Here is a 17,003-nt window from a genome sequence, read left to right as displayed (position 1 = left end):
TCGGTCGGTGGACCGGCGACGGCTGTGCGGGCGGCACGTGCTGTCTGCCCCTCTACCTACCGAGCGATCGTCAAGTATGCTGAGGGAAAGGAGGAGGGACTGTGAGGGAGAGGGACGGGAACGGCACGAAGGCGCGGATTCTCGAGATCGCCCGGGAACTGATGGCGAAGCAGGGGTACGCGGGCACCTCGATCGCGCACATCGCCAACCAGCTGGGCACCAGCAAGGCGGGGATCTACTACCACTTCAAGTCCAAGGAGGAGATCCTGGACGCCCTGCTGACCAAGCCCGTCCTGGCCTACGCCGACATCGCCGAGCGCGCGGCGCAGGGCGCCCCGCCCGAGGAACTCCTCGGTGCCATCATCGACCTGACGCTCGAGCTGAAGGCGTTCGCCGGATTCCACGACGATCCGTCCGCCCTCCATGCCCTGAGCGAGAACACCCGCCAGGCGGACATCGTGAGCAAGCAGGCGCGGATCATCGACGCGCTCGCCGGCCCCGGCGCCTCGCAGGCCGCCCGCGTCCGCGCCCGCTCGGCCTTCAGCGTCGCCAGCGACGGAACCGCGGGGGTCGAGGCGGCCAGCGCCTCCGGCCTGACCGCGGCGGACCGCGAGGAACTCCTGGCCGCAGCCCTGCGGGCACTGGAGCCGGTCCCCGTGCCGGCGCGCCCCTGACCGCAGCGGCCCGCGCGTTCTCACACCATCACCGGAGCCAACCGCACTCCGGCATCGGCAGCGTCCCGTACGGCCTGGCGCCGGTCGCGTATCCGGTCGGCAGGGGGGAGCTTCCGCTGTGCGCGGACCGGCGTACCACCTGGCACCACCCGGCACCCGGAACCGACTCGAGGGGCGCCACCCCCTCCCGGGCCGGCACCGGGAGGGCGTTCCCCGGGCGGACTTCGCAGACCGTGGCCGTCGGCCTTGGCCCGGGTCCCGCCGATCTGCCTGCCTGGGGCCGGGTTGCCGCTGTGGCCGGTGCCGGTGCGATCACGGAGCCCGTGTCGGTGCGAGGCGTGCGGTCCTTTTCCGGCCGTGCCGACCTGTTCCGGCCTGTCCCGGGCGGCCGGGGTTCGTCGGAAAACCCCCCTCCCATGGCGGTAATCGATCTACCTACGTCGCGGAGCCCGCGCTCATTACCTAGGTGAACGGTGATCGGTCACGGCTGGATCTTGTCGATCGGCCCGTTCGGACCGGTGACCGTCGTCACGGTGATGCGCCGCCACGGGGCGTGCGGCCGGCCGGGAGGGCATGAGGGACGGAGTTACGTCCGATATGCGGGCAGGGCGGTGCCGGGCACCGGGGAAGCCCGGGAAACCGGTAGGCGGATCTCGGCCACTCGGACATACGTAGGCGGTTTCTCCGATGTGTGAACCGGCGCCTTCAGCGAGGCTGAAGGCGTTCCCGATCGAGAGGGAAGTCAGCCCTTGTCGCCCGACCTCGTGAGGTATGCATGCGATTTGAGATTCTGGGGCCGCTCCGCGTTGCCGACGGCTCCCGAAAATTCACACTCAGCGCCCCGAAGATGGAGATGATGCTCGCGACCCTGCTGGTCGGAGCCGGACGTTTCATCAACAAGGAACAACTCATCAGCGAGCTGTGGGCGGGCGTGCCGCCCCGCCGCGCGGCCGCCGCCGTGCACGTGTACGTCTCACAACTGCGCAAGTTCCTGGTGTCGGCGGGGGACATCGAGGGACGCGCGATCGTGACACGGCCGGCCGGTTACCTCCTGAACGTCAAGCCCGGAGACCTCGATCTCCACGACTTCCGGGAGGCGATACGCAAGGGACACGCCCATCAGCAGGCCGCCGAGTACGAGGGCGCGCTGGAGGAGTTCGAACGGGCGCTGTCACTGGTCCGTGGCCAGGTGCTGGACGGCCTCGCCGAAGGACCCGTACTGGGTTCCTTCGCCACCTGGGTGGAGGAGGAGCGCCTGCACTGCCTGGAGGAGTCGGTGGAGGCGCGCGCCGCGCTCGGCCGGCACCGTGAGGTCGTCGGGCTGCTGTACGGCCTGATCGCCGATCATCCGCTGCGCGAGTCGTTCTACCGCCAGCTCATGCTCGTGCTGTACCGCTCGGAACGCCAGGTGGAGGCCCTGCAGGTCTACCGCACCGCCCAGCGGGTGCTGCGTTCCGAACTCGGCCTGGAGCCCTGCCGGTCCCTGCGGCGGCTGCACCAGGCCATCCTCACCTCCGACCGCGAGCTGGACCTGTCCATGGCGAGCTGAGCACGGTCGCGGGTTCCGGACCGGCGCGTGGCTCCGCCCGCGCCGATCATCATGTCCGCCCGTGGGCCCGGCGCCGCGCCGGGGACCGCGGGACGTTCCAAGAGAGGCTTGCCATGCGCATTCTCGCCGTCGGCGCAGCCGGTTTCATCGGCTCGCACTACGTGCGGAAACTCCTCACCGGTGGCTTTCCGAGCATGCCGGACGTCCATGTCACCGTCTTCGACAAACTGACGTACGCCGGGAATCCGGAGAACCTGGCCCCTGTCCGTACGCTCCCCGGGCTGGAGTTCGTCCGGGGCGACATCTGTGACACGGGTCTGCTGACCGAGGTGATGTCCGGGCACGACGCGGTGGTCAACTTCGCCGCGGAGACCCACGTGGACCGCTCCATCAACGGCTCCGTCGATTTCGTACGCACCAATGTCCAGGGCACCCACTCGCTGCTGGAGGCGGCCCGGGCCACCCGTGTCCCCCGGGTGGTGCACGTCTCGACGGACGAGGTCTACGGATCCATCGACGAAGGCTCCTGGACCGAGGAGAGCCCGCTGCTGCCCAACTCCCCCTACGCCGCGTCCAAGGCGGGCGGTGACCTGCTGGTCCGGGCCTTCGCACGGACCCACGGGCTCGACGTCAGCATCACGCGGTGCAGCAACAACTACGGCCCGTACCAGTATCCCGAGAAGGTCATCCCGCTGTTCGTGACCAGCCTGCTGGAAGGCGGCACGGTCCCGCTCTACGGGGACGGCCTCAACGTCCGGGACTGGCTGCACGTCGACGACCACTGCCGCGGCATCCAGCTCGTCCTGGAACAGGGGCGCCCCGGCGAGGTGTACAACATCGGAGGCGGGGAGGAGCTGACGAACTTCCAGCTGACCAGGATGCTCCTGGACGCCTGCGGAGCGGGCCCCGAGCGCATCCGCAAGGTGGCGGACCGGCCCGGTCACGACCGCCGGTACTCCCTGGACGACGGCAAGCTGCGCGGCCTGGGCTACGCACCGCAGGTCCCCTTCCGGCAGGGCCTCGCCGACACCGTCGAGTGGTACCGCGCCCATCCGGACTGGTGGCGGCCGTTGCGCGGCGCGCACGCCGCGGCCGGCTGAGCACCACCGCCGGCGGACGCGTCCGCCGGCCCAGTCGAGATCCACCATCAGCGAGGAGAGTGTCCACATGCGCGGAATCATCCTGGCGGGAGGGACGGGCAGCAGGCTGCGCCCCATCACCGCCGTCTCTTCCAAACAGCTGCTCCCCGTCTACGACAAGCCCATGGTCTACTACCCCCTGTCCGTGCTCATGCTCGCCGGGATCCGCGAGATCCTGGTCATCAGCAACCCCGAGTACCTCGACGACTTCCGTCAACTGCTCGGGGACGGCAGCCAGTTGGGCATCGACATCGGCTACGCCCCGCAGGACCGGCCGCGCGGCCTCGCCGACGCGCTGCGCGTGGGGCGCGACTTCATCGGTGACGAGCAGGTCGCCCTCATCCTGGGGGACAACATCTTCTACGGCCACGCGCTCACGGAGATCCTGCGCCGGGAGCGGGAACGGCTCGACGGGTGCACCCTGTTCGGCTATCCCGTCTCGGACCCCGAGCGGTACGGCGTCGCGACCGTGGACGACGCCGGACGGATCACCTCGCTGGAGGAGAAGCCCGCCCGGCCGCGTTCCAACCTCGCCGTCACCGGCCTCTACCTCTACGACAACGAGGCGGTGGAGCTGGCGGCGGAGCTGAAGCCCTCAGAGCGCGGGGAACTGGAGATCACCGATCTGAACCGGGCCTTCGTCGAGCAGGGCCGGGCGCGCCTGGTCGATCTGGGCCGGGGCAGCGCCTGGTTCGACACCGGTACGCACGACAGCCTGATGGACGCGTCCCTGTTCGTGCAGATCCTGGCCAAGCGCCAGGGCATCAGGCTGGCCTGTGTGGAAGAGGTGGCGTTCCGGATGGGCTTCATCGACGCCGGGCAGCTGGCCGTGCTGGGCAAGGGCATCCTGGATGCCTCCGCCTCGGGGTACGGCGCCTATCTGCAGGATCTGGCCGGGGTCTGAGACCTCATCGTGCACTCGAAACGACGGCCGGGGCCGGCGGGCATCGAACCCGCCGGCCCCGGCCGTCGTACCGGGCGGTTCCGCGTCAGTGCTCGCGGACGAGGTCCCGCACCCGGTGCAGGAGTGTCGTGAGCCGGGCCGCGAAGGGCGCGGGCGACTCCTTGAGGAAGAAGAAGTGCCCGCCGTCGAAGCGGTGCAGGGTGCTGTCCACCGAGCTGCGCCCGGTCCACGCGAGGGCGTCCGCCTCGGAGACCAGCGGGTCCGCTGCGCCGTGGAACACGTCGACGGGGCAGCTCAGTTCGGGGACCGGGGCGGAGCCGCGGGTCGTGCACAGGCGCAGGTCCGCGCGGGTCAGGTCGAGAGCCGGCCGCAGCCAGTCGGGGTACTGCAGGAGGTCGGGGGACATGCCGCCGATCGCGATGATCTTCTGGACCAGTTCGTCGTCGGCCTCGGCCCAGGCGGCGGCGAACGCCGGGGACAGATGGGGCGCCCGGGCGGCGCCGGCGATGAACCGGACGGGGGGCAGGGCACCGCGGGCCTGCCTGCGGGCGATCAGGTCGTGGGCGACCAGGGCGCCCATGCTGTGGCCGTAGAAGGCGTAGGGACCGGTGAGATGGGGGTCGAGGTGTTCGTCGAGGTCGGCCACGAGCTCGGCCATGGAACCGGGCCGGGTGTCCCGCAGCCGGTTCTCCCGGCCGGGCAGTTGGACGGGCAGCACCTCGACGTGTGCGGCCACGGTGTTGCGCAGCACGGTGAAGGCCGACGCGCTGCCGCCGGCGTGGTGGAAGCAGAACAGCCGCGGTCGCCCATCGGACGGTGCCGGCCTGATCGTGAGGTACGGGGTCCACGGTGCCGTCGGGCCGGGACCCGGCCTGAGGTCTTCCCACTCGCGCACTTGAGTGCCTCCCAGAGAGTTTTGGGCCACCATGCGCGCCGGAAATTCAATGATTCTAAAGCCGGACTTGCCGGGAGCCGGCTTTTACGGCGGAAATAGAGCGGCTTTAGCGGGCCGGCCTAGCGTCGGGCCGTTCCTGTTCTTCTGTTCGCCGATCGCTGCGGTTCGGCTGCCAGCGTGAAGGAGTGGCATGAGCGCCATCGTGATCGACAATGTGACCGAGAAAACGGTTCACTACAACTACATCGGCCGCAACGAGCCGCTTCCGATCCAGGAGGTCGGTGACTCGATCGTCTACTTCGACGAGATCTACGACGCCACCGGCGCCGTCATCGGCCACACCGTTGGCATGGTCGTCGCGACCCATGTCGCCCCGAACGGCCACCTCATGACGCACTACGAGGAGGCCATCGAGCTGCCCGAGGGCACCCTGCGCTCCAGCGGGACCATCGACCGCCAGGAGATGCTGGCCGGCGGGGCGGTGCGCTTCCCCGCCGTCGGGACCGGCGGAAAGTTCCTGGGCCTGACCGGCGTCCGCGAGTGGCAGCTGATCCTCCCGGTCTCCACCATGACGGTCAACCTGCGCATCAGCCTCGGCTGACCGACGACCGCACGGCCGTCCGTCGCCGCACGGAAGGCCGGCAGAGGAGAGGGAGAACGCCGTGCGCGTACTGTTCACATCGATCGACGGAGCGGGTCACTTCAACCCGGTGGCGTTGTTCGTGGACGCGCTGCTCGAACGCGGGGACGAGGTGCTTCTCGTCGTGCCGTCCGACCTGCGGGAGACGGTGGAGAAGCGGGGTTATCCGTACCGCATCTGCGAAAAGCCCTCGGACGAGGTGATGGGCGAGATCTACCGGCGTTTCGTCACCCTGCCGCCGGACGAGGCCGAGATCGTGGCCGACCGGGAGGTCCTCGGCAAGCACTATGCCGAGGCGATGCTGCCGGCGCTGGAGGAGGCGTGCCGTGACTGGCGGCCGGATGTCCTGATGCACGACTCGCGGGCCTATGCCGCGGGAATCGCCGCCGCCCGGCACGGAATTCCGCATGTCCAGATCGGGATTTCCCAGGCGGTGGTCGAGAACGCCTCGCTCGACCGGGCCGCGCCGGAACTCGTCCGTCATGACCCGGCGATCGTGGAGCGGCTCCATTCGGTTCCGTTCCTGTCCCGGTTCCCGGGTTCGCTCGACCCCTCGTCGTTCGCCGACACCCGCCGCTTCCGCGACGGTGTCGAACCCCGGCGAGGGATGCTGCCCGACTGGTGGGGCGGCAGCGACGCGCCTCTGGTGTACCTGACGTTCGGTAGCGTCACGGGCCAACTGCCCCTGGCCGGTGACGTGTTCCGGGCCGCCCTGGAGGCGGTGCGGGATCTGCCGGCCCGGGTGCTGTTCACCGTGGGCCGCGGCACGGACGTGTCCCAGCTCGGCGATGTCCCGCGGAACGTGCACGTCGAGGAGTGGGTGCCCCAGGCGGACGTCTTCGGGGAGGCCTCCGTGGTCGTCTGCCACGGCGGTTCCGCCACGCTCCTCGGCGCGCTGGCGGCGGGTCTGGCCACGGTCGTGGTGCCCGTCTTCGCGGACCAGCCCGCCAACGCGCGCCTGGTGCACGAGTCGGGGGTGGGCCTGCGGGTCGAGACCGGGATCGAGTCCGAGGACCGGGTGGGCAAGATCGGGCCCGCCGACGTGCCGCGGATCCGGGCCGCCGTGGAGCGGGTGCTCGCCGATCCGTCCTACGGCGAGGCGGCGGCCCGCGTAGCAGCGGAGATGCGGGCGCTGCCCACGATCTCGGCCCTGCTCGACGGAGTCCTCGACACCGTCGAGCAGGGTGCGGCGGTGCGTGTCCCCTAGCGGAACCCTCCGGGAACCGCTCGCCGGCACGCACGTTCCACCCCGTGACGGGAAGGTGCCCCGGGTGGGTGCCGTGGTGGTGCCGTCGTGTGTGGGTCGGTGGCGGCCCGGAGTGCGCGCGGGTCCACGTCCGTACGCTCTGGACGGAGTCGTGTGCCGGATGGAGTTCGCCGGTGTGCGGACCCTCGGGGCGGCCCGGACCCGGTCCGGGCGGTGCACCTCGTGGGCCTTCGGCCGGCCCAGGGCCTGTCGTTTGGATCACGCCGCGGACGCGGGGCCTGGCACGCTCACCGGCGCCGAGCAGCCCCGGCGCTGTCCTGCGACCTGATCCGAACGACAGCCCCTAGCGGGGCTTGAGGGCGCGCAGGGCCGCGGCCAGCAGTTCGTCGCGTTCCGTCTTGGTCAGGCCGTTGTCGCTCGCCGCCACCGCGCCCGCGGTGCCGTCGCTGGCGACGGCGAAGGCCGAGCGGGCGCGGATGCGGGCGGCCTGCGAGGGCCGCGGGCCGGCGAGCGCCGCGATGATCCGCGCCTGCTTGCTCAGGATGTCGGACTGCTGGGTGCGCTCGCCGAGGGCGAGCAGGGTCGAGGGGTCGCTGTGGAAACCGGCGAACTCCCTCAGCTCCGCGGTGAGGTCGATGATGGCGCCGAGGAGTTCCTCGGGCGGGGCGCCCTGCGCCGCGCGCTCGGCGATGTCGGCGTAGGCCAGGACGGGCTTGGTCAGCAGGGCGTCCAGGATCTCCTCCTTGGACTTGAAGTGGTAGTAGATCCCCGCCTTGCTGGTGCCCAGCTGGTTGGCGATGTGCGCGATCGAGGTGCCCGCGTACCCCTGCTTCGCCATCAGTTCCCGGGCGATCTCGAGAATCCGCGCGCGGGTGCCACCGCTGTCCCGTCCGTTCGTGTTCACGACGTCCTCCTTCGGCCACCCAGTCTACTTGACGGGCGCTCGGCAGGGATCCGGGCCCGGACATCGCGGACCGCATGGATCTCTTCAGTGTCCGCGCGTGTGAGCAGCGGAAACGACGTTCGTGAGGCGCGCGTGCGGTGCCGTGCTTCCCGACGCCGGCCGTGGACCGCCGAAGTTCACTTGACGATCGGTCGGTAAGTTCCCCATACTCGTCGTACATCAGTCGATGGAACTCTTTGTGAGGAGCCCACCTTGGGACTCAGCGAAGCCGGGAGTGTCGAACTGTCCTCCGTCGAAACGCAAACCCCCGGTCCCGAGGCCGCGGGTGAGTCGACTTCGGACTTCGAATGGACCCGGAAACACACGATCACCCTCACGGTGCTCTGCCTGGCCGCGTTTCTCGACGCGATCGACATCACCGTCGTCAATGTCGCACTGCCCGCCATCAAAAGCGGCCTCGGTTTCTCCCAGGCCAGCCTCGCCTGGGTGGTCAACGCCTATCTGATCCTCTTCGGAGGCTTCCTCCTCCTCGGCGGGCGCGTGGGTGACCTCCTGGGCCGCCGCCGGGTGTTCCTCTGGGGCGTCTCCGCGTTCACCCTCGCCTCCCTGGGCTCCGGCCTCGCGCAGAACGCCGCGACCCTCACCGTCACCCGCGGACTCCAGGGCCTGGCCGGTGCCTTCGTCGCCCCGATGACCCTGGCGATCCTCAACGGGGTGTTCCCCGAGGGCAAACCGCGTGACAAGGCCTTCGGCATCTGGGGCGGCATCACCGGCGTCGCCGGCTCCGTCGGCCTCATCCTCGGTGGTCTGCTGGGCGGCGGCCCCAGCTGGCGCTGGCTGTTCTACATCAACATCCCGATCGGCGTCTTCATGGTGATCGCGGCGCTGCGCTTCATCCCGGACGACCGTGCGCGGCGCGTCACCGACCGCACCTTCGACCTGGTGGGCGCCGTGACCGGCACCGGCGGCATCAGCCTGCTGTGCTACGCCATCGCCCAGGTCGACCAGCACCCCTGGGGCTCCGGCCGCACCGTCAGCCTGCTGATCGGGGCCGCCCTGGTCCTCGCCTACTTCGTGGTCCATGAAGCCCGGATCGCGTCCCAGCCGCTCGTCCCGCTCAGCCTGTTCGCCAACCGCTCGGTGCTCGGTGCCAACGTGGTGTCCGCCCTGTGCGGGTGCGCCATGTTCGCCACGTTCTACCTGGCCACGCTGTACCAGCAGCAGGTCCTGCACTTCTCGGCGCTCAAGACCGGCCTCGGCTTCATCCCGCTGACGGTGCTGCTGCTGTGCGCCGCTCCGGTCGGCCCCAAGCTGGTCGCGAAGTTCGGGATGCGGGCGGTCATCGCGGCCGGCGCGGTCATCTCGGCCGCCGGGCTCGGTCTGTTCGCCCGTATCTCCGAGCACGGCAGCCTGCTGACGGACATCATCCTGCCGTCGGTCGTGCTGAGCGTCGGCTTCGGCATCCTGTTCATCCCGATGACCATGGCCGCGCTGAACGGCGTGCCCGAGGAGCGCAGCGGCGTCGCCTCGGCGATGGTCAACATGACGCGTTTCGTGGGCGGTTCGGTCGGCCTCGCGGTCATCTCGACGCTGGCCACCACGCGCACCGACCACCTGCTCGAGGAGGGCCACCCCGCCCTCGAGTCGCTCAACAGCGGCCTGCAGGTCGGGTTCGCGATCGCCGCGGGACTCATGGTCCTCACCATGCTGGCCGCCGTCGCCCTCTTCCGCGGGGACGGCAAGGCCGCCGCGGTCTCCGGGACGGAACCGGTTCCCGAGGCGGTCGGCAGCAACTAGGCGCCGCCGCAACCGGCGGCGCGACAACAGGAAGAAGAAGGAAAACACCCAGAGCAGCTCACTGCGGCGCCATCCCCCGAGCCGCAGTGAGCCTTCCTGGGAGAACGGCTTTTCCCGGAAAGACCCGGGAGTTTTTCCCACGGGCCGCCGCCGGCAGCGGGAACCAGGCCCCCAAACAGATCGGTGGGTGATCGCGTGCGCGTCGTCGTCATTGGTTCCGGCGGCCTGCTCGGAACGGCGTTTCGGACCGCGGTCCGGCAGTTCCCCGAAGTCACGGAAGTGCTCTTCCCCGGGCGCGGCGAACTCGACATCGCGGAACAGGTCCAGGTCGAGCGGTACCTGGAGAGCAACCGGCCCGACGCCGTCGTCAACGCGGCCGCCCTGATGCCCGCCGACCTCTGCGAGCGCCACCCCGAGGTCGCCTACCGCACCCACGCGCTCGGCGCCCGCTGGGTGAGCCGTACCTGTGCCCGGATCGGCGCGCTGCCGATCTACATCAGCACGGACTTCGTCTTCGACGGCAACTCCGGGTCCCCGTACGGCCCCGACTCGCCCACTTCGCCCGTACTGACCTACGGCGTGACCAAGCTGGCCGGCGAGCACGAGACCAGGCTGGGCAGCCCCCGGCACATCGTGGCCCGTACCGCCGGCCTGTTCGGGCCCACTCCGCGCAGCGCGGGCGCCCGGCCCTGCTTCGTCGGCCGAATCCTCGACATGGCCCACGCGGGCAAGCCGCTGAGCGTCGTCGACTCGATCGTGATGTCGCCGACGTACACCGTCGACCTGGCGAGGATGACACTCGCCCTGGCGCTCGACGAGCCGGCCTCCGGCACCTACCACGTGGTGAACTCCGGCAGCGCCTCCTGGTACGAACTGGCCGAGGCCGCCGTGCAGATGGTCGGCTTCGACGTGCCCATCACCCGCGCCCGGCCCCAGCAGCACGTGGACGCCCCGCGGCCCACGTACACCCCTCTGGTCGGCGAACTCCCCGGCTGGGCGGGGAGGTTGCAGCGCCCCTGGCGGCACGCGCTGGCCGAGTACGTCGGGCGGCCGGCGCCCGTGCTCGTGCCGCAGTAGTCCGGCGCGCCACCGGCCCCGCCTCGCCCCGGCGGGCCGCGCGCACGGGCATGAGCGCCCCGGGTTCCGTGTCGGACCCGGGGCGCTTTCGCATGCCACCGCCACCGCCACCCGCGTCGACGTCGGTGCGGCACCAGGGCGCCGTCCCGGCCTCCCGGCGCCGGAAGACAAGGGAGCCCTTAAGACCGCTTAAGCGGCCCCTTCGAGGATGTCTGCCATCGGTGCCCTGCCGGACCCGGGTCCGGTCAACCGCCCGCTTCGAGCCGTTCGACGAGCCGGCCCGGACCGGCGGCGACGGCGACTACACGGAGGGATCACATGACACCCGAGGCAATCCACATCGTGTCCGCGGGCACCGCCGTACCCGGCGCGCCCGTGGACAACGCCGCTCTCGCCCGGCGGTTCGGCATGAGCGACCAGTGGGAGGAGTGGATCCAGGTCTTCATCGGCACGGACACCCGCCACCTCTCGGTCGACCTGGACTCCGGCGAACGCCGCAACTCCCTCGCCGACCTCGGCGAGCTCGCCGCCCGTCGCGCGCTCGACTCCGCCGGCGCCGCCCCCGCGGACATCGACCTGGTGGTCATGGGCACGGCCACCCCCGACCAGCTGCTGCCGACCACCGCCTCGGTGATCGCCGACCGGCTGGGCATCGACGGCGTACCCGTCTTCCAGCTGCAGTCCGGCTGCACCGGGGCGTTCCAGGCGCTCACCGTGGCCCACCAGCTGCTGACCACCGGCGCCTACCGCAGGGCCCTGGTGATCGGCGGAGAGCTGAACGAGAAGTACTTCGACCTCGGCCAGGACTTCGGCGCGCTGCGCCCGGAACAGCTCATCAACTACGTGCTGTTCGGCGACGGCGCCGGCGCCGTGGTGCTCGGCACCGACCCGGCACAGGCCCAGGCCACCATCCGCCTCACCGCGGCCCGGCTCACCGGCCTCGGCCGGGCCGCGGGCCAGATCCTCGAGTGGTTCGGCCCGGCCGACCGGTTCTCCGACCGCACGCCCGCGGCGGAGGACTACAAGGCCATCGAGGCCTCCGTGCCGACGATGAGCCGCGAGATCCGCGACCAGCTCCTGGCGGAACTGGGCTGGGCCCCGGAGGACGTCGACTACCTCCTGCCGCCCCAGCTGTCGGGCCGGATGACCCGGCGGGTGGTGGAGGCCATCGACCTGCTCGGCGCCAAGGAGATCAGCTGTGTCGCGCAGACCGGCAACACCGGCAACGCGACGCCCTTCTTCCAGCTGGAACGGGCGCTGGAGCTGATGAGCCCCGGAGACAAGGCGCTCGCCATCTCCGTGGAGTCGAGCAAGTGGATCCGGGCCGGCTTCGCGATCGAGCGGGTGTGACGGCCATGACCCCGACCACCCCGACCCCGGGCTCCCTGCTCGACCTGCACCGGGCGGGCCGGCTCGCGGCGGACTACCCGCAGGTGCGGGCCCGTCTGGCGCAGGCCACCGAAGCCGAGTTCCAGCAGGCGGGTCAGCTGCTCGCCCGGCTCGACCCGGACGACGTACTGGGAGCGCACGACCGGGTCCAGCAGGTCTCCGTCGCGGTGACAGGCCACGGCAACCTCGCCATGCTCGTGCCCCCGCTGACCGCGGAACTCGCCCGGCACGGACTGCTGCTGCGCCCGACCGTCACCGACTTCGACGCCTACGTCCACGAACTGTCCGACCCGGCCAGCGAGTTGCACGCCGCCCGGCCCGCGCTCGCCCTGTGCGTCCTCGACCCCATGACCGTCATCGACGACCTGCCCACGCCCTGGGACCTCGACGCCGTGCGGACGGCGCTGGACCACCGGGTCACCCTGATCGAGGGCCTCGCCGAGCGCTTCGTGGCCCACAGCGGGGCCACCCTGGTCCTCAACACCCTGCCGCTGCTGCGGCGGTTCACGGCCCAGCTCGTCGACCACCGCTCCCGGGGCCGGCTCGGCGCCATGTGGCGGGAGGCCAACGCCCGGCTGCTGCGCATCGGCGACGATCAGCCCCAGGTGGTCGTCATCGACCTCGACCCGCTGCTGGCCGACGGAGTGCCCGCCACCGACCCGCGGCTCAGCGCCTACGCCGGCGCCCACCTGTCGGCCCCCCTGCTCGCCGCGTACGCCCGCGAGGTCGCGCACCTGGCCCGGCACCTGACCGGGCGGACCAAGAAGTGCCTCGCGGTCGACCTGGACGAGACGCTGTGGGGCGGCGTGCTGAGCGAGGACGGCGCCGAGGGCATCGAGGTGGGCGAGGGTCTGCGCGGCAAGGCGTTCGCCGCGTTCCAGAAGGTCGTCAAGCAGCTCGTGTCGCAGGGCGTCCTGCTCACCGCCGTCAGCAAGAACGACCTGGAGCCCGTCCGGGACGTGCTGCGCTCGCACCCCGGCATGGTCCTCGGCGAGGACGACTTCGTCCAGGTCAGAGCCGACTGGACCGCCAAGCACGGACATCTGCGGGAACTCGCCGCGACCATCGGCATCGGCCTCGACAGCTTCGTCTTCGCCGACGACAGCCCCCACGAGTGCGGAGTCGTCCGCGCCCAGTGCCCCGAGGTGGACGTCGTCCCGCTCGACGACGAACCGGCCCTGCACATCGAGAAGCTGCTCGCCGACGGCTGGTTCACCGTCCGGACGGTCACCCAGGAGGACGCCGAGCGCACCTCCCTCTACCGCGCCGACGCGGCCCGCGGCGAACTCCGCGCGGCCCACACCAGCGTCGACGACTACCTGAACGACCTCGGGATCTCGGTCACCATCGGCCCCGCCGGGCCGGACGACATCGCCCGCGTCTCCCAGCTCACCCTGCGCACCAACCAGTTCAACCTGACCACACAGCGGCTCCAGCCTGCCGACGTACGGCAGCGGGTGGCGGACCCGGCCCACACCGTGCTGGCCGTCCACGTCAGCGACCGGTTCGGCGGCAGCGGACTGACCGGCGCCGTCTTCCTGCGCCGCGCCGGCGACGTGCTGACCATCGAGAATTTCCTGCTCAGCTGCCGGGTCCTGGCCCGCGGCGTCGAACAGGCCTGCCTGGCGGCGGTGCTGCACGCCGCCAAGGCCCAGGGCGTCCGCGTGGTCGAGGCCGCCCACCGCGCCACCGCGAAGAACGCCAAGGTACGCGGGCTCTACCCGGACCACGGCTTCGAGGAGACCGGCGGCGACGGCACGCACACGACGTTCCGCCATCTGCTCGCCGAACTGCCCGACGTGCCCGGCCACATCCGTCTGATCGACCGCCCGGAGAGGGAGGAACGTTGAACAGCCTGGACGACTTCGCGCAGCTGATCAGTGACCAGATAGGCATCCCGGTCACCAGCGACGACCTGCGCCGCAGCGTGGACCAGGTGCCCGGCTGGGACTCCCTCCACGTCATGTGGCTGCTGACCGCCCTGGAACGGGAGACCGGACGCCGTCTCTCCCTGCCCCAGGTCATCGAGGCACCCACCCTCGCCCACGTCTACGACCTGGCGGTGGCGCCATGAGCCTGCGCCCGCTGACCTCCCGGCGTCGCCACACCTACTACTTCCTGCGGACCATCCGCGGCTTCTCCCCGGTCTTCCTCGACACCGACGTCGACATGACCCGGGTGCAGGACGTGCGCGGGGCCGCCGCACAGAGCGGTCGCCGCTACTCCGCCGTCGCCGTCACCATCCTCGCCGCGGCCCGCGCGCTGGCCGCCCACCCGCGGGCCAACGCCGCGCTGCACGGCGGACTGCGCCCGCGGATCGAGAGCTACGACGGCGTCGACGTGAAGGTCGCCCTCGACAAGAACCTCGACGGAGAGCGGGTCGTGCTGTCCGCGGTGCTCCGCGACGCCCATGTGTCCGACCTCGACGGCATCCAGGAGCAGCTGGCCCACTACCGGGCCGGTGACGCGACGACGATGCCCGAGTTCGCGCCCGTACGCCGCCTGCACCGGCTGCCCGCATGGCTCGGCTCGCCGCTCTTCGCACGGACCGTACGTCCGCCCGCCGGCCGGCGCCGGCTCATGGGCACCCTGGCCGTGTCCTCCCTCGGCCACCGGCCCGTCAACGGCTTCCACTCGGTCGGCGGCACCACCATCACCCTCGGCCTGGGGCGGATCACCGACCAGCCGGTGGTCCGCGACGGCAGGGTCGTCGTCGCTCCCGTGATGCGCCTCAACCTCGCCTTCGACCACCGGGTGGTCGACGGCGCCGAGGCGGCCGACCTGCTCGCCGACATCAAGGCGGCGCTGGAGAACTTCCAGCTGCCCGTCGTGCACGGCGCGGACGACCACCGCCTGCCCCTGGGAGGCCGGCGATGAACGACGTGGCCGAGCTGAAGCTCTACGGGCTGGCCCACGCCCGCGCCCAGAACATCCCGCAGGCCGCGTACGAGGCGGTCTGCGACCGGATCCACTCCGACGACGAGGACGAACCCGGTTCCTGGGCGGGGGAGTGGACCCGCGCGGCAGGCCGGCTGGAGGCCGAGGGCGACCTGCTCGGGGCGTGCGGCTACTACAACCTGGCCCGCTTCCCGGCCGTGAACGGCCCCGCCCGGGAGCGCGCCCTGAAGCGGTGCGTCGAGGCGTGCGCCGCCTGGGCGGCCGGTCACGGCGTCAGCCGGCTCGACGTGCCCGTCCTCGGCGACACCGTGCCGTGCTGGACGAGCGGCCTGTCGGCCACCGAGCGGCGTCCGCTGCTGCTCGTGATGGGCGGCATCATCAGCATCAAGGAACAGTGGATGCCCCTGCTCGCCCAGGCGTCCCGGCTCGGCATGGCGGTCCTGGTGGCGGAGCTGCCGGGCGTCGGAGAGAACCCCCTGCCCTACTCCGCGGACAGCTGGCGGATGATCCCGCCTCTGCTCGACGCGGTCCGCGACCGCGCCGACGTCGAGCACACCTACGCGCTCACCCTCAGCTTCAGCGGTCACGCCGCGCTGCGCTGCGCGGTCCACGACCGGCGGATCAGGGGTGTCGTCACCATCGCCGCGCCCGTCACCGCCTTCTTCGCCGACCCCGTCTGGCGGATGGGCCTGCCCCGGATCACCGTGGAGACGCTGGCCGGACTCACCCGCACCAGCCCGGCCGCCATCACCGGCGACATGAGCGACTGGGCCCTCACCGACGCGGAACTCGCCGCGCTCGACATCCCGGTCCACTACCTGGCCACCCACGAGGACGCGATCGTCCCCGGCGAGGACGTGGCCCGGCTCAGGGCCACGGTGGCCGGCACCAAGGTGCTGGAGTACCACGACGCCCACGCGGGTCCGGGCAACGCCCTGGAGACCCGGCTGTGGATCTTCCTCTCCCTGTTGAGGATGCGCGGGGTCGGCGGCCCGCGCACCGCCCTGCTGGCCCTGACCGCCGGCTTCCTCGCCCTCAGGCGCCGACTGGCCGGCCCCCGCCGCCCCGCCGGGCACGTCCCGGCCTGACCCGACAACTCCCTTCGAAGAACGGACGATTCCGTGACCGACAGCTCCCTGCAGATCGACACCACGCGGCCGGGCCTCGCCCGCATGTACGACTACCTGCTCGGCGGCACCGAGAACCACCCGGTCGACCGCGCACTGGTCGACGAGATCGCCGCCACCGACCCGGGCGTCTTCGCCGCCGCACGGGCCAACCGCGACTTCCTCATCCGGGCCGTCACCCACCTCGTCGAGGAGGCGGGGATCAACCAGTTCCTCGACCTCGGCTCGGGCCTGCCCACCCAGGACAACGTGCACGCGATCGCGCAGGCCATCGACCCCTCCGCGCGCGTCGTCTACGTGGACAACGACGCCACGGTCGCGGCGCACGCCGAGTCCCTGGTGAGCGGCCGGGACAACGTCGAGGTGGTCCTCGGCGACGTCGCCCGCCCCCAGGCCATCCTCGACGACCCCCGGGTGCGCAAGCTGATCGACTTCGACCGCCCGGTGGCCCTGCTGCTCGTCGCCGTCCTGCACTTCGTCCCGGACGCCGAGGACCCGTGGGCGGCCGTCCGCGTGCTGCTCGACGCCCTGCCCGCCGGCAGCCACCTGGTGCTGTCCCACGTCTCCCTGGCCGAACTCGACGAGCTCGCCGGCACCACCGACCGCGCCTTCGAGAAGCGGAGCATCGAGCTCAACGCCAACCGCACGAAGGAGCAGATCAGGCGCTTCTTCGACGGCCTCGAACTGCTGGAGCCCGGCCTGGTGGAGACCACCGAGTGGCGGTCCGGCACCGCCGCCCCCCGCAAGGTCAGCGACATGGTCATCTACGCGGGCCTGGCCCGCAAGAACTAACGCGCGACGGA

The 17,003-nt window shown here is 71.2% G+C and carries 16 protein-coding genes; 14 read left to right on the top strand and 2 right to left on the bottom strand.

Translation table 11 applies throughout. The features are described 5' to 3' along the window. Positions 1 to 101 precede the first annotated feature (101 nt). The 4 genes from AB0D93_RS20640 to rfbA all read left to right on the top strand — a co-directional run bounded on the left by AB0D93_RS20640 (position 102) and on the right by rfbA (position 4,266). Positions 102 to 674 carry a helix-turn-helix domain-containing protein gene (locus AB0D93_RS20640; protein ID WP_362121231.1) on the top strand — a complete coding sequence of 191 codons (573 nt, stop codon included), beginning with the start codon at positions 102 to 104 and terminating at the stop codon, positions 672 to 674. A gap of 847 nt (positions 675 to 1,521) precedes the next feature. Then, positions 1,522 to 2,223, top strand: a complete 702-nt coding sequence (locus AB0D93_RS20635) for an AfsR/SARP family transcriptional regulator (RefSeq protein ID WP_362121229.1) — start codon at positions 1,522 to 1,524, stop codon at positions 2,221 to 2,223. A gap of 113 nt (positions 2,224 to 2,336) precedes the next feature. Further along, entirely contained in the window at positions 2,337 to 3,323 is a 987-nt protein-coding gene (gene rfbB, locus AB0D93_RS20630; RefSeq protein WP_362121228.1) for a dTDP-glucose 4,6-dehydratase, read from the top strand. Between the two features lie 67 nt (positions 3,324 to 3,390). Then, complete coding sequence (gene rfbA / locus AB0D93_RS20625) at positions 3,391 to 4,266, top strand: glucose-1-phosphate thymidylyltransferase RfbA (RefSeq protein ID WP_362121226.1); 876 nt, start codon at positions 3,391 to 3,393, stop codon at positions 4,264 to 4,266. Between the two features lie 85 nt (positions 4,267 to 4,351). Here the strand turns inward: rfbA and AB0D93_RS20620 are convergent, their stop codons facing one another. After that, positions 4,352 to 5,161 (bottom strand): thioesterase domain-containing protein, encoded by an 810-nt coding sequence (locus tag AB0D93_RS20620; RefSeq protein ID WP_362121224.1) that lies wholly within the window; start codon positions 5,159 to 5,161, stop codon positions 4,352 to 4,354. A 190-nt stretch (positions 5,162 to 5,351) separates the two neighbouring features. On the opposite strand from AB0D93_RS20620, the gene AB0D93_RS20615 reads away from it, so the two are divergent. Both AB0D93_RS20615 and AB0D93_RS20610 read left to right on the top strand, forming a co-directional pair. After that, positions 5,352 to 5,762, top strand: coding sequence for a hypothetical protein (locus AB0D93_RS20615; RefSeq protein ID WP_362121222.1), 411 nt, complete (start codon positions 5,352 to 5,354; stop codon positions 5,760 to 5,762). Positions 5,763 to 5,823: 61 nt separating this feature from the next. Then, a complete protein-coding gene (locus tag AB0D93_RS20610) occupies positions 5,824 to 7,008 on the top strand; it encodes a nucleotide disphospho-sugar-binding domain-containing protein (RefSeq protein WP_362121221.1) in 1,185 nt (394 codons plus the stop codon). A 343-nt stretch (positions 7,009 to 7,351) separates the two neighbouring features. Here AB0D93_RS20610 and AB0D93_RS20605 read toward each other — a convergent pair whose 3' ends face one another. After that, positions 7,352 to 7,912 carry a TetR/AcrR family transcriptional regulator gene (locus tag AB0D93_RS20605; RefSeq protein ID WP_362121219.1) on the bottom strand — a complete coding sequence of 187 codons (561 nt, stop codon included), beginning with the start codon at positions 7,910 to 7,912 and terminating at the stop codon, positions 7,352 to 7,354. A 252-nt stretch (positions 7,913 to 8,164) separates the two neighbouring features. Here AB0D93_RS20605 and AB0D93_RS20600 point away from each other — a divergent pair, with 252 nt between their 5' ends. From AB0D93_RS20600 to AB0D93_RS20565, 8 genes are all read left to right on the top strand, one after another. Further along, positions 8,165 to 9,709 (top strand): DHA2 family efflux MFS transporter permease subunit, encoded by a 1,545-nt coding sequence (locus AB0D93_RS20600; RefSeq protein WP_362121218.1) that lies wholly within the window; start codon positions 8,165 to 8,167, stop codon positions 9,707 to 9,709. 195 nt (positions 9,710 to 9,904) lie between these two features. Next, on the top strand, positions 9,905 to 10,786 hold the full coding sequence (locus AB0D93_RS20595) for an NAD(P)-dependent oxidoreductase (protein WP_362121216.1): 882 nt from the start codon (positions 9,905 to 9,907) through the stop codon (positions 10,784 to 10,786). Between the two features lie 318 nt (positions 10,787 to 11,104). Beyond that, positions 11,105 to 12,136, top strand: a complete 1,032-nt coding sequence (locus AB0D93_RS20590) for a 3-oxoacyl-ACP synthase III family protein (RefSeq protein WP_362121215.1) — start codon at positions 11,105 to 11,107, stop codon at positions 12,134 to 12,136. A 5-nt stretch (positions 12,137 to 12,141) separates the two neighbouring features. Beyond that, positions 12,142 to 14,025: an HAD-IIIC family phosphatase gene (locus AB0D93_RS20585; RefSeq protein ID WP_362121213.1), complete on the top strand. Its 1,884-nt coding sequence runs from the start codon at positions 12,142 to 12,144 to the stop codon at positions 14,023 to 14,025. Continuing rightward, the gene (locus AB0D93_RS20580; protein WP_362121211.1) at positions 14,022 to 14,249 is read left to right on the top strand and encodes a phosphopantetheine-binding protein; all 228 of its coding nucleotides are present in this window, start codon (positions 14,022 to 14,024) and stop codon (positions 14,247 to 14,249) included. Before AB0D93_RS20585 ends, AB0D93_RS20580 begins: the two co-directional genes overlap by 4 nt. Then, positions 14,246 to 15,052: a 2-oxo acid dehydrogenase subunit E2 gene (locus tag AB0D93_RS20575; protein ID WP_362121209.1), complete on the top strand. Its 807-nt coding sequence runs from the start codon at positions 14,246 to 14,248 to the stop codon at positions 15,050 to 15,052. The genes AB0D93_RS20580 and AB0D93_RS20575 overlap by 4 nt, the downstream gene beginning before the upstream one ends. After that, entirely contained in the window at positions 15,049 to 16,161 is a 1,113-nt protein-coding gene (locus AB0D93_RS20570) for an alpha/beta hydrolase (protein WP_362121207.1), read from the top strand. Before AB0D93_RS20575 ends, AB0D93_RS20570 begins: the two co-directional genes overlap by 4 nt. 33 nt (positions 16,162 to 16,194) lie before the next feature. Beyond that, positions 16,195 to 16,992, top strand: coding sequence for an SAM-dependent methyltransferase (locus AB0D93_RS20565; protein WP_362121204.1), 798 nt, complete (start codon positions 16,195 to 16,197; stop codon positions 16,990 to 16,992). Positions 16,993 to 17,003: the final 11 nt, after the last annotated feature.

This window comes from Streptomyces sp. NPDC048191 (assembly GCF_040652655.1).
In the GTDB taxonomy this organism is placed as follows: Bacteria; Actinomycetota; Actinomycetes; order Streptomycetales; family Streptomycetaceae; genus Streptomyces.
The sequence above is the reverse complement of the archived record's forward strand: the minus strand, read 5'-3'. Positions and strand labels throughout refer to the sequence as shown.

Excerpts from the sequence above, each read along its gene's own strand:
- rfbA (WP_362121226.1), top strand. The coding sequence starts at position 3,391 with ATGCGCGGAATCATCCTGGCGGGAGGGACGGGCAGCAGGCTGCGCCCC.
- AB0D93_RS20575 (WP_362121209.1), top strand. The coding sequence starts at position 14,246 with ATGAGCCTGCGCCCGCTGACCTCCCGGCGTCGCCACACCTACTACTTC.
- AB0D93_RS20615 (WP_362121222.1), top strand. The coding sequence starts at position 5,352 with ATGAGCGCCATCGTGATCGACAATGTGACCGAGAAAACGGTTCACTAC.
- AB0D93_RS20635 (WP_362121229.1), top strand. The coding sequence starts at position 1,522 with ATGGAGATGATGCTCGCGACCCTGCTGGTCGGAGCCGGACGTTTCATC.
- AB0D93_RS20570 (WP_362121207.1), top strand. The coding sequence starts at position 15,049 with ATGAACGACGTGGCCGAGCTGAAGCTCTACGGGCTGGCCCACGCCCGC.
- AB0D93_RS20585 (WP_362121213.1), top strand. The coding sequence starts at position 12,142 with ATGACCCCGACCACCCCGACCCCGGGCTCCCTGCTCGACCTGCACCGG.
- AB0D93_RS20590 (WP_362121215.1), top strand. The coding sequence starts at position 11,105 with ATGACACCCGAGGCAATCCACATCGTGTCCGCGGGCACCGCCGTACCC.
- rfbB (WP_362121228.1), top strand. The coding sequence starts at position 2,337 with ATGCGCATTCTCGCCGTCGGCGCAGCCGGTTTCATCGGCTCGCACTAC.